The sequence below is a fragment of the Parasediminibacterium paludis genome, assembly GCF_042651445.1.
Lineage (GTDB): Bacteria > Bacteroidota > Bacteroidia > Chitinophagales > Chitinophagaceae > Parasediminibacterium > Parasediminibacterium paludis.
The window spans coordinates 308731-321453 of the sequence record NZ_JBHSDC010000012.1; the positions used below are offsets into that span (position 1 = coordinate 308731).

The following is a 12723-nucleotide window of genomic DNA, read 5'->3' on the forward strand; positions in this document are numbered from 1 at the left end:
TGACAAGTTGAAAATAGCAACATTTTTGAAACCTACGCTACCGTTCAACAAAACCTTTTATAGCCAAAACTTCAATACAATACATACGATCGCATAGATACAAGTAGCAGCAAAAATGCCTATTGCCGTTTTATCTTTCCCCAAGTTGATGTAAAGCGTAAAAATACCTGCATTTACAATTAATGATACACTAATCACCGCAGTAAAAAGCGTTTTGTAAATGACTAAAAATTGTAAGAAATCTGTAAAACTAAGCGCACTAAATTTACCAAAATAAAAACCGAGCAACCCTAGAAATGGTGCTAGCATACCCAACACAACACCTAAAATTAAATTATCTTTTGTGAGAAACATAGCTAGTATTTTACAACGATTGTGATAGGTGATTTATAACTTCCAAGACTTTTCCATCTTCGCTTTTAGCTCGTAGTTAGTAAGGTCAAACTGAACAGGCACAACACTTACATAATTATTAGCCAAAGCCCAAACATCGGTATCTTTACCCTTATCAAAATTGATAAATTCACCTGTTAGCCAGTAATAGTTTTTACCATGAGGGTCTTTGCGCTCATCAAATTCTTCCTGGTATTTGGCGTAAGCTTGTCGGCAAATTTTAATCCCCTTAATCATATCGGGTGTAGCCATTGGGATATTTACATTTAGCAATAGATGTTTGTCTTTCTTTTTTAATAGTAATAACTCAGCGATTTGTCGCACATAAATTTTTGCTGCTGTAAAATCTGCTTCCATAGAATAATCGAGCAAAGAAAAACCCGCCGAAGGAATCCCTTCAATAGAAGCTTCCATAGCTGCACTCATTGTACCGCTATAAATTACATTAATACTGTGATTTGCGCCATGGTTGACACCGCTTAAGCATATATTCGGCTTGCGATGCAAGATTTTATCAACAGCTAATTTTACACAATCAACTGGCGTACCGCTACAAGTATAAGCCTCTACACCTTCTATAAAATTTACTTTTTGCATACGCAATGGGTGACCAATGGTAATCGCATGCCCCATACCACTTTGGGGTTTATCTGGTGCTACTACCACAATGCGTCCTAAACCTACCACTGCTTCGACCATTGCCCTAATGCCTGGCGCTCCAATGCTATCATCATTTGTAATAAGAATAATTGGTTCTTCTATTTGCTTCTTAACTTTTGCCATGCCCGCAATATAAAACTATTGGTTTTATGATAATGATTGGGCTGGCTTAATTAATACTTTTTTATCATTTGCGATGCGATAAAACATAAAAAACAACTGATAACAACCTTATAATAAGGTAGCAATAGGCTTTTATCAAGATTTTCCTATTTTGCACCCGATGAGCAGTAGATTGTTTGCAAGACAGTAGCATTTAAAACAACGCTATATCACTTCTTACACCAACTTATAACTGGCAGTTAGTAGTTACTTGTTCATCAGAAAAATACCCCAAAATGAAAGCAATCATACCCGTGGCAGGTGCAGGTGCAAAACTTAGGCCACACACATATACCCAGCCAAAGGCTTTGATACCGATAGCTGGTAAAACGATTTTAAGTTTTATTGTAGATCAGTTACATGAAGCTGGCATTACAGAATTCGTTTTTATAGTAGGCTATTTAGGTGAGAAAATTCAAGAATATGTTATGCAAACTTATCCTGAATTAAGAACGCATTTTGTGTATCAAAATGAGCGTCAAGGTACTGGCCATGCGATAGAACTTACTAAAAATATTGTTGGAGACGATGAGGTGTTTGTGGTACTTGGCGATACTATTTGCGATTACGATATTAAAGAAGTATTAGATAGTCCTTTTAGTATGCTAGGTATAAAAAAAGTAGACGATCCGCGCAATTTTGGCGTTGCAAGTGTTAATGAAGAAGGTTTTATAGAACAAGTAGTTGAAAAGCCTGCCATACCCAAAAGTAATATGGCTTTGGTAGGTTTGTATAAAATTAAAGAAAGTCATTTTTTATACGAATGTCTTCACCAACTGTTGAGTCAAAATATCAAAACCTATGGGGAGTATAACCTCACAGATGCTCTAGACTGCATGATAAAACGTGGTGCTAAGTTTAAATCATTTAAGGTAAAAAGCTGGTTTGACTGTGGTAAAAAGGAAACGCTGCTTGAAAGCAATGCCATTCTTTTAAAAAAATTTGGAGCCAATATCATCAGCGAACATAGTTTTAAAGACACTATTATTGTACCGCCAGTAAGCATAGCACCTGGTTGTAATATAGAAAATTCAATAATAGGCCCTAACGTAGCTATTGGTGCCAATACAACCATTAACCACTCCATTATAAGAGATAGTATCATCGGTTCTTATACCAATTTATTTGAAGTGGTATTAGATAATTCATTAATTGGTAGCGATGCTTCGGTAAAAGGCTTAAGCCGTAGCTTAAATATTGGCGACAACACAGAGATTGATTTTGGATAATAAACGACTATTTTGATATATCATTATACAAGCTTATTTTTAGTTTGTAAATAATGACTATGCAAATCATTCAATCCATTCAAAATCGCATACATACGATCCGTGGCGAAAGAGTAATGCTAGATAAAGACTTGGCATTACTATATGAGATAGAGACAAAACGCCTTACAGAAGCTGTAAAACGTAATATTAAACGGTTTCCCGAAGATTTCATGTTTCAACTTACAAAGCAAGAATTCGATTCTTTAAGGTCGCAAATTGCGACCTTAAACGACACAGAGGCTTATTTATCATCACAAATTGTGATGATAAATAAAGGCAGGGGGCAACATGCCAAATACCTACCCTACGCTTTTACAGAACAGGGTATTGCCATGCTTAGCGGCATTTTAAACAGCGATAAAGCCATCAATATGAACATCAATATTATGCGGGCTTTTGTAGCAATAAGAAAAATAGTTTTGCAGCAGCAAGACATAAAAGAACAGTTGCAAGCAATAAAAGAGCGGTTAAGCGAACACGATGTTCAACTAAGCCAAATATATGATGCCATGGAAAACATACTTGACGAAAAAGCATCACAACGCAAATGGGAAGAAAGAGACCGAATAGGTTTTAAAGCTATTAAATAATTATACCAAGTACGCTTCAAACACAAACTCAAAATTTCGTTTTACACGCTGTTTAACATCGCTCATAGGTATAGTGGTGGCAAGCTCTTTTTGTAGTGACGTTACTTGCTTATTAGCAATGCCGCAAGGCACGATATTATTAAAATAACTCAAGTCTGTGTTTACATTAAATGCAAAGCCATGCATGGTTATCCAACGGCTACATTTAATGCCCATAGCACATATTTTACGCTCTTTACCTGGCACATTTGGCTCTATCCATACACCAGTTTCGCCAGCACTTCGCTCACCTTTAAGTCCATATTCAGCCATCGTCATAATAATCACTTCTTCAAGGCTGCGCAAATACCAGCTTAAATCGGTTTTAAATTTATCTAAATCTAAAATTGGATAGCCTACCAACTGCTCTGGCCCATGAAAAGTAATATCACCACCTCTATTAATATGAAAGAATTCGATACCTTGTTTGACCCTTTCTTCTTCACCTATCAACACATTTTCTTGATGTCCACTTTTACCCAATGTATAAACGGGCGGATGTTCTACAAATAATAAATGATGGATGGTTGTAGCAGAACCAACCGCACTTGGTGGTAAATTATTTAATAACGCTTTAGTATCTACATTCTGCTTTAGTAACACTTCTTGCAAATCCCACGCTTCTTTAAACGAACGCTTGCCTAAATCTTTAAAAAATACTTCCTGCTTCATGCAACAAAATTAGCTAACCTTTACTGTATTTGCCGGCTAGTTATAAACATGAAAATCACATTAGCAAAGCATCTGTCTATATTTGCGCAGTATGAATGTTGATGTTGAAATAATACAAGAAGATAATAGCGAGGAACTTTATGAGCGTAAATCTTTTACGGTAGATAAAGGTCAAGAAGCGACACGCATAGACAAATGGGTGCAAAGCCATGTTGAAGGCGTTACACGCAACAAGGTGCAAAATGCTATTGATGCTGGTTTTTTAACCGTAAACGGCAAAACGGTTAAGTGCAATTACCGTATAAGGCCAGGCGACGATATTGTATTAATGAGTTTAATAAACCCAGAATACACTACTGTTAAATCAGAAAATATTCCACTAAATATAGTGTATGAAGATGATGATGTTATGGTAATTAATAAGCCGCCAAATATGGTAGTACATCCTGGTGTGGGCAACTTTAGTGGCACGTTATTAAATGGTGTAGTATATCATTTGCAACAACAAAACCCAAATATTGACGAAGAAAAGCTACCACGCTTCGGTATGGTACATCGTATAGATAAAAATACAACTGGCTTAATTGTCATTGCGAAAAATGGTGCTGCTGTGGCTCATTTATCAAAGCAATTTTTTAACCATACGGTAAAGCGCCAATATGTGGCCGTAGTTTGGGGTAATGTAGAAGCAGATAATGGTACGATAGTAGCGCATATCGCTCGCCACCAACAAAATAGAAAAATGTTTGCCGCCTACCCTGATGGTGAAACAGGTAAGCATGCCATTACGCATTATCAGGTACTTGAACGTTTTAACTATGTAACCTTAGTACAATGCGTGCTGGAAACTGGCCGTACACACCAAATTCGTGTACACATGAAACACATTGGTCATACATTATTTAACGATTGGGAATACGGTGGTGATAGAATACTAAAAGGCACTATATATACCAAGTACAAGCAATTTGTAGATAACTGTTTTGATGCTTGCCCACGATGCGCGTTGCATGCACAAACACTTGGCTTTGTACATCCTCGTACCAACGAGGAGATATTTTTTACGGCAGAATTACCAAACGATATGCAGCAAATGATTACCAAATGGCGTACTTATATCAGTCATAGAAAAATTGAGGAATAAAAAAATCCCACCACTTGGCGGGATTTTTTATTAAACGTATATAATTCTAGTTTATAGTATTACCTGGCAATTTCTTCTCGTTAATATTATTTTTATCTAAAAAACTTTTTTTCACTGCCAATTTTACATCGGCTACACTTATACAACCACCACCGCAACTTGCTCTATATCGAGTGCCATTATAATCTACATCACATTGACCATCTTTCCAATTAGCACCAGAAAATATAAAATTATCAGGACTGTAAGTTTTGCTATTTAAAAATTTAAATGTGCTACTACCAGCTTGAAAACTGATTCGTAAACCATCACCTTCAACCAACTCACATTTACCCGGAGTATATTTAGCAATTACAATTTTATCTACATTAGTACCAGCAGCTTCTACAATTTTACCTTTATCAAGAGAAATGGCATTCACATCGGTGCCTCTTGCTAAATAAATATCTTGATCATTATAATATTGAACAGCTTTTAAATCAATCTTGTTAGCTACCAATTTATCATAGATGTCTTTAGTAAAAGGAACAAATTCATCTTTTACAGGGGCTACATCTGTTTTAGTTGGTGCAGTCGTTTTCGCAGGCGGTGGTGTTACCTTTTTTACGCCACCACAACTGTGCAGCAGTAGAGCAGTAACAACTATTACAATTGTCAATATTCGTTTCATCGGGTAAAGATAATTTGTGCTAAAATAAACGATATTTCAATAGGATAATTGTGTGCCAACCTTATTACCATTTGCTTTAAGCAAATTTTACAACAGTATCTGCTTTCGAAACTTGCATTACTGTAAGTATGACATACAAATATAGTGCTTAATATCAGGGTATTATCCTGTATTCATTATAAAATCTTGTTTTCGTACTTTTGCAATAACATGTATGTAGAAAAAACAATCAAAATTGCAATCTTAGATTTATACGAAGGGCATGCTAATCAAGGCATGCGTTGTATTCGTGAAATTATTAACCAATGGGGCGAAGCCAACAATATAGATATTGTATTTGATGAATTTGACGTTCGCTTAAAATTAGAAATGCCCGATTTAAGCTACGATGCTTATATCTCTAGTGGTGGCCCTGGCTCGCCGCTAGACACTGCCGAAACAGTTTGGGAGCAACGATATTTTAATTGGGTACAAGCGCTTGAAGCTTATAATAACCACCCTCTGAACGAATTGAAAAAGCAGGCATTTTTTATTTGTCACAGCTTCCAGTTATTATGCCGCTATTACAAAATTGCTACTGTATGTAAGCGTAAAAGCACCTCTTTTGGTGTTTTTCCAGTACACATGCTACAAGACGGCTTTAACGAAACTGTTTTTGAAGGCTTAAAAGACCCATTCTATGCCGTAGATAGTAGAGATTACCAAGTCATTACACCAAATTACGAGCGGTTGGAGAAAATGGGCGGTAAAATATTAACCATAGAAAAAGAACGCCCGCACGTGCCTTATGATAGAGCCATTATGGCTGTGCGTTTTAACGCATATTTTATGGGCACACAGTTTCATCCTGAGGCTGATGCAATAGGTATGTTGATGCATTTGCAAAGTGAAGAAAAGAAACAAGTGGTCATTGCAGAACATGGACTTGCAAAGTGGCAAAGCATGGTAGAACAGTTACAAGATCCTGATAAAATTCGCTATACGTATGCACATATTTTACCAAATTTCTTAAATCAAGCTGTTGGTAATTTTGTCGTATAACTAAAACCATATTCTTTAAAATAAATAAAAACGGTTTGTACAATTGTACAAACCGTTTTTATTTATTTAATATTTAATACAGTATTAGAAAGTATATCTAACACCTGCATTCACTTGGTAACGTGAACCAAAATAATCAACCACATAAGGTAGACCAGGATTAGACCATGTATATTTTGGATATAATGTTGGTGAACCAGCACTTGCTAATTTTAAACCAATAGCAGACATCGAGTTAAAGGTGTTTGGTGAGAAATACACTTTACCCCAATTTGGATTTAATAAGTTAGTAAGGTTTACTACATCTACATTAAATGAGAAAGTATTGGTTTTGCCAGCTTTGTTTTTAAAATTAATGTCTTGTGTAAATCTAAAATCTAACTGGTTGTTCCAAGGTGTACGTGCACCATTACGTTGCGTAAAGTCACCTCTACGGCTACTTAAATATTTATTACCATCAATAAATGCATCAAAAGCAGCAGCTTGTGTTTGATCGTTAAAGAAATTAGACAACTCGGCTTTTGTTGGAATATATACTAAGCTTTGAGATTGACCAGTACCATCATAAGTTGTATTTACTAAACCGAAAGAGTAAGGCGCGCCAGACGCTGCACTGTAAAACAATGAAAAGTTAGATACATACTTGCCACTTTTTGATGCAATACGATAGTTAGCAGTAGATACAATACGGTTACGTACATCAAAATTTGAATAAGCCAATTGTGGATTATTAGGACTTAATGCTTGGTTTAACTGCCAGTTAGATTCCATTGAGTTACGAATACCATTGGTAATATCTTTAGACTGACCATAAGTATAAGCAACCATAACATTTAAACCAAAATCGAAAGTCTTACTTACCTGACCAGTAATACTGTAACGGCTACCATCATTTGTATTGCTTAACAAATAAGCGTTGGTAAATAATGGATTGATTTTAGCACCAGAATAGATAGGCTGCTGCTTTTTGGTATCATAAATCAAATAAGTTGGATTGTCAACATAGTTAATTTGTTGGAATTTCAAATCGTAGATAACTTTTGTATAGATACCCTCTACTGAAAATTTCCATTTGTTTTGAGTTGTATAATCAATAGCCAAGTTTGTTCTTAATGCTTGTGGCATTTTAAAGTTATTGTCTACTAAGTCAACCTGTGTTGCACCAGATGCATCGTTCACATTTACACCTTGCTTAGTGGCAAAGTTTGCGCCACCATTAGTACCACTAATGGCATCTTTAATTGGGTCGCTACCAGCAGCAATAGGGGCAGCACTTGTATAACGTTTATCAAAGGCACCATATGTAACACCATTGTTATAATATGCATAGCCTAACCATGCAAAAGGAATACGACCAGTGAATATACCAGCACCACCTCTTATAATGAACGTTTGGTTACCTTTTACATCATAATTGAAACCTAAACGAGGTGAAACCTGTACTGTACCCAAGAAATTATTAGTAATATTTTTTGGTAAAGTATAAGTATAAGTGGTACCATAGTTAGGATCTACTGGCGCGCCTGTAGTTTTAGAACTTAATGGTTGCTTATTAGGTAAATCTGAATAATCAAAACGAACACCTGGCGTAATTTTTAATTTACCAAAGCGAATTTCATCTTGCGCATAGAAACTTAACAAATTAACTTTAAACTGCGCTGGCGGGTTTGCCATGATAAAATCTCTTGTATTATTGGTATAATTATAGTTTGCACGTACACGGTTAGGATTATTGTTCAATAAATCATTCACGCTACTGTAAGCTACACGACCATTCCATGAGTTAACAAATCCATAAGTGATATCATAAAACTCATTGTGCGTACCCAATGTAAAAGTGTTATTACCTTTATTGATGGTTAGATTATCTGTAAACTCATAAGTTTTTTGCTTCATGTTGAAAATGGCACCTTCACGGTCAGTACCTAAAAACAAAGTACCACCATTAGAAGATACTTCTATTTGCGGTAAAGCAGGATTAGAAGTTGGCTCTCTATAATCGTGAATATTTGAATAACCTAAAATTAAACTGTTAGATACAGCATTAGTGAACTTCGTTTTCAACTCCAAAACAGTAGATGTTTGGTTATTAATTTGTGTAAAATCAATACTACCAAAACGGAAATTCGCACCGTCACGCTCTAAGTTTGTAGCTTGAGATGTAATGGTATTGTTGCGAATTGATAAACGGTTTTTAGAATTAATAACCCAATCTAAACGGTTGAAGAATTTGTTAGATCTAGAATATATAGAAGTATTACCAAATGCACCAGCACCGTTAGCTAAACCGTATTTGTTTCTAAACAAAGAGTCGATGCTATAAGCTTGAGCAGCTGTGATGATCGTATTATCAGGCGAGCCTGCACCAAGAATAACAGGATCTTGACGGCGAGTAATTTCTTCGTTTGTAAAGAAGAATAATTTATCTTTTATTAAAGGGAAACCAAAACGAACACCAGTTTGATAATCGTAAAAATCAGAAGGTTCTTTTGATTTATCACCAGCATTGTTTGGACCAACTAAAAAAGCGCCACGACCAAAACCATACACCGAGCCATTAAATTCATTGGTACCACTACGTGTAACAGCATTAATACTACCACCCAAGAAATTACCAATTTTAACGTCAAATGGCGCTAAATATACCTGCACATCTTGTATGGCATCTAAAGATACTGGGTTTGTTCTTGTACTGCTACCAGCCATACCAGAAGAATTGGTTTGACCACCCAAAGATGGACTAAAACCAATGGCATCATTATTAATAGCACCATCGATAGTTACGTTATTATATCTAAAGTTTGTACCAGCGAAAGAGTTGTTATTGCTTTGAGGCGTAATACGTGTTACATCTTGCAAGCTTCTGTTAATAGTAGGCATTGTTCTAATCTGTGATTGACCAATTTGAACGCCTGCGCCAGTTTTTAAACCACCAGCTCTTCTAGAAGTTACTGTAACATCAGCCAAAGTTGCTGTTTGATCGCTTAATCTTACATTAAGTGAATTAGTACCTAAAGCTAAATTATAGTCATTTTTTGTCTCTGCTTTTTTACCTACATATGTAAAAATAATGGTGTATGGTCCACCAACTGGTAAGTTAGGAACATAAAAATAGCCTTTATTATTACTTTGTGATTTTGTTTCGAAGCCTGTAGGTATGTGTTTGATAGAAATAACCGTACCAGGAAGTGCAACACCTTTACTATCAGTAACCTGACCTGAAAAATTGGCGTTGCTCTCTTGCGCAAACGAAGCTGTTGAACATAAAGTCGTGATAACAATTAGTATCGCAGCGACTAGTTTCTTAAACATAATTATATAGTTTTTTAATTTGGCTGCAAATATTGAAGCCCATTGTTACCGAATTGTTAACCAATTGTTACCTGAATGTTAACATGTTAAAACGCATTAACAAAAATTGCTTATAAACAAACACAGATATGAGCTTACACATTCAAAACATATCAATCGTTTTAAAGAATCTATAGCTAACTAAACTGCTTTTTAACTAAATTGCCTCACTTTTAAAAAGGAACGGATTATAAAAAACAATATAAAATAACATTTATGAAAGCAAAAGATATTGTAGTACAAAATGAGAAAGAATTACGTGCTGGTTTCGGTGAGGGCATTTACGAAATTGCCAAAGAAAACCCTGACGTAGTGGTTTTAACTGCCGATTTAGCTGGTTCTTTCAAGCTTGGACCATTTATCAAAGATATTCCCGAGCGTTTTGTACAGGTAGGTATTGCTGAGGCCAATATGATAGGCATTGCTGCAGGTTTAGCGATTGGCGGCAAAATACCTTATACAACCACATTTGCTAATTTCAGTACAGGTCGTGTGTACGATCAAATTCGCCAAAGTGTCGCTTATAGCAATAAAAATGTAAAAATTTGTGCTTCTCATGCTGGTTTAACATTGGGTGAAGATGGTGCTACCCACCAAATTTTAGAAGATATAGGTCTCATGAGAATGTTACCAGGTATGACGGTAATTGTAGGTTGCGATTTTAACCTAACCAAAGCGGCTACCAAAGCCATCGCATCGTACGAAGGCCCCGTATATTTACGTTTTAGCCGTCCAAAATGGCCCAACTTTACAGCGATAGATGGTAGTGATTTTGTAATTGGTAAAGCACAACAACTAACAGAAGGTAGCGATGTCACCATTTTTGCTACAGGCTTAATGGTTTGGAAAGCCATAGAAGCTGCAAAAACATTAGAAGATAGAGGTGTAAGCGTTGAGGTAATCAATATCCATACCATTAAACCTTTAGATACTGAAGCTATTTTAAAATCTATCAGCAAAACCAAATGCGCGGTTACGGTAGAAGAACACAATATTTTGGGCGGCCTTGGTGATAGCATTGCGCAAGTAGCAGCGTCTCATTTACCAATACCTATCGAATATGTAGGTACAAAAGATACATTTGGTGAAAGCGGTACACCTGCACAATTATTGGCTAAATACGGATTAGATACTCCAGATGTAATTGCTGCAGCAGAAAGGGTGTTGGCTAGAAAATAGACAACTGACTTAATAATTTAAATCTCAATAAATGTGATAACGGGGCTAACTAATTTTCGCAAATCAATTTGTTTTGAAATAAATTATAAATAACAATCTTTTATTGAAAGGTAATGGTAGTAGTACTATTACCTTTTTTTATGAGCAACAATATAGAGATAACAAACAAAATCCACTTTTATAGCGCCTTATATTTTATAATTATTTGGCATGCGGCATAGCATTTGACTATTACTACTTATAAAAATAAATAGTATCACCATGTTAGTACGCACAAAAGTAACACAACTGTTTTTAGGCAGCATAGTAATGGCATCAACCTTAATTGCCTGCAAAAGTGGGGAGCAAAAAACAGAAGAAGTTGTAACCAACGTTACAAAAGACACTACCGTAATAGCTAGTAGTAATGGCAAAATGGGTAGCGCCATCGTAAAAATTGATAGTTCGGTATTAACCAAAACCATTACTACCAAAAAATTAGGTATTGCGAAACCAAACCCTGCAAAAAAGGGCGGTAAAGGCAAGGTAATTATTGAAAGCAATGCGGCTGTTGTAAAACCTTTGAGTAATGCAACTAAAGTAATGGATAATGAAGGTTATTACGATAGAGTGGATGTTTTGCCCTCTTATCCCGGTGGCGATAAAGCATTAGCAAAATTTGTAGAAAAAAATATTACCTACCCACAAGAAGCCATTAATGATGGCGTTGAAGGCACCGTCAATGTAATGTTTGCGGTAGATGAAAATGGTACGGTTTATACACCTAGCACAAAGGGCGAAGCACTTGGTTATGGTCTTGATGAAGCAGCGGCAAATGTTGTAAGAAAAATGCCAAGATGGAATCCAGGAAGTATTAAAGGCAAAAATGTAAAAACACGTTTTACGCTTCCTATTACTTTTCAAATAAATTAATTATTGAAGATTGGGTGTTTTTTTAGCCTTGTAACGATATGTTGCGAGGCTTTTTTACGCTTTTACTCTCTCAGATTCTATAGATGCTCGTAAATTGATAATATCTAAACCTTTCATAACTTACCCATATAAAGGGTTTATTTTAAACATTTACAACTATCTTAGCAATATTAAAATGCCATTTTATGAAAAAATACTTCTTACTATTAGTGGTTATTGCAGTGTCAGCTACAGGATTTACAATACTTACATCACCCGAAAAAGATATTTTGGGTAAATGGGTAATTGATATCAATTCGGTTGAAGCAATGACAAAAGCAACCATTGAGGTGACTAAAAAAACCAACCCAGAACAAGCCGCTAAAATGGAAGCCAATATTGGAGAGGTTAATGCGATTACCGCCAAAACAAATTATGTATTTAACGATGATAATACCTTTACAGTACAATCAAATGGCGCACCACAACCAGGTACTTGGGCTTTTAGCGACGATAAAAAATTTTTACTACTTACACGTAATGGCAAAACAAGAAAAGACAGTATTATTGAGTTGTCTTCAAAACGCTTGCAACTGTTTCATGGCGATAGAAAAGTAGCCACATTATTTATTAGACCATAATAAACCAACCAAATAAATC

At 35.7% G+C, this 12723-nt stretch carries 12 protein-coding genes; 7 read left to right on the forward strand and 5 right to left on the reverse strand.

Translation table 11 applies throughout. The features are described 5' to 3' along the window. Positions 1 to 57 precede the first annotated feature (57 nt). Both ACFOW1_RS08125 and surE read right to left on the reverse strand, forming a co-directional pair. Positions 58 to 354, reverse strand: a complete 297-nt coding sequence (locus ACFOW1_RS08125) for a hypothetical protein (protein ID WP_379013470.1) — start codon at positions 352 to 354, stop codon at positions 58 to 60. A 33-nt stretch (positions 355 to 387) separates the two neighbouring features. Next, the gene (surE, locus tag ACFOW1_RS08130) at positions 388 to 1176 is read right to left on the reverse strand and encodes a 5'/3'-nucleotidase SurE (RefSeq protein WP_379013471.1); all 789 of its coding nucleotides are present in this window, start codon (positions 1174 to 1176) and stop codon (positions 388 to 390) included. Positions 1177 to 1451: 275 nt separating this feature from the next. Between surE and ACFOW1_RS08135 the strand changes: the two genes are divergently transcribed. Both ACFOW1_RS08135 and ACFOW1_RS08140 read left to right on the forward strand, forming a co-directional pair. Further along, positions 1452 to 2444, forward strand: a complete 993-nt coding sequence (locus ACFOW1_RS08135) for a sugar phosphate nucleotidyltransferase (RefSeq protein ID WP_379013473.1) — start codon at positions 1452 to 1454, stop codon at positions 2442 to 2444. A 59-nt stretch (positions 2445 to 2503) separates the two neighbouring features. Next, entirely contained in the window at positions 2504 to 3076 is a 573-nt protein-coding gene (locus ACFOW1_RS08140; protein WP_379013475.1) for an ORF6N domain-containing protein, read from the forward strand. On the opposite strand, the gene lipB is transcribed toward ACFOW1_RS08140, so the two are convergent. Continuing rightward, positions 3077 to 3787, reverse strand: a complete 711-nt coding sequence (lipB, locus tag ACFOW1_RS08145; protein WP_379013477.1) for a lipoyl(octanoyl) transferase LipB — start codon at positions 3785 to 3787, stop codon at positions 3077 to 3079. Between the two features lie 91 nt (positions 3788 to 3878). On the opposite strand from lipB, the gene ACFOW1_RS08150 reads away from it, so the two are divergent. Then, positions 3879 to 4931: an RluA family pseudouridine synthase gene (locus ACFOW1_RS08150; RefSeq protein WP_379013478.1), complete on the forward strand. Its 1053-nt coding sequence runs from the start codon at positions 3879 to 3881 to the stop codon at positions 4929 to 4931. A 46-nt stretch (positions 4932 to 4977) separates the two neighbouring features. Here the strand turns inward: ACFOW1_RS08150 and ACFOW1_RS08155 are convergent, their stop codons facing one another. Further along, complete coding sequence (locus tag ACFOW1_RS08155) at positions 4978 to 5601, reverse strand: hypothetical protein (protein WP_379013480.1); 624 nt, start codon at positions 5599 to 5601, stop codon at positions 4978 to 4980. A gap of 210 nt (positions 5602 to 5811) precedes the next feature. On the opposite strand from ACFOW1_RS08155, the gene ACFOW1_RS08160 reads away from it, so the two are divergent. After that, positions 5812 to 6642, forward strand: coding sequence for a type 1 glutamine amidotransferase (locus ACFOW1_RS08160; RefSeq protein ID WP_379013481.1), 831 nt, complete (start codon positions 5812 to 5814; stop codon positions 6640 to 6642). Between the two features lie 84 nt (positions 6643 to 6726). On the opposite strand, the gene ACFOW1_RS08165 is transcribed toward ACFOW1_RS08160, so the two are convergent. Further along, the gene (locus ACFOW1_RS08165) at positions 6727 to 9954 is read right to left on the reverse strand and encodes a TonB-dependent receptor (RefSeq protein ID WP_379013482.1); all 3228 of its coding nucleotides are present in this window, start codon (positions 9952 to 9954) and stop codon (positions 6727 to 6729) included. 255 nt (positions 9955 to 10209) lie between these two features. On the opposite strand from ACFOW1_RS08165, the gene ACFOW1_RS08170 reads away from it, so the two are divergent. From ACFOW1_RS08170 to ACFOW1_RS08180, 3 genes are all read left to right on the forward strand, one after another. Continuing rightward, entirely contained in the window at positions 10210 to 11172 is a 963-nt protein-coding gene (locus ACFOW1_RS08170; RefSeq protein ID WP_379013484.1) for a transketolase family protein, read from the forward strand. A 261-nt stretch (positions 11173 to 11433) separates the two neighbouring features. Then, on the forward strand, positions 11434 to 12084 hold the full coding sequence (locus ACFOW1_RS08175; RefSeq protein WP_379013485.1) for an energy transducer TonB: 651 nt from the start codon (positions 11434 to 11436) through the stop codon (positions 12082 to 12084). A gap of 185 nt (positions 12085 to 12269) precedes the next feature. Continuing rightward, a complete protein-coding gene (locus tag ACFOW1_RS08180; RefSeq protein ID WP_379013486.1) occupies positions 12270 to 12704 on the forward strand; it encodes a lipocalin-like domain-containing protein in 435 nt (144 codons plus the stop codon). Positions 12705 to 12723 lie beyond the last annotated feature (19 nt).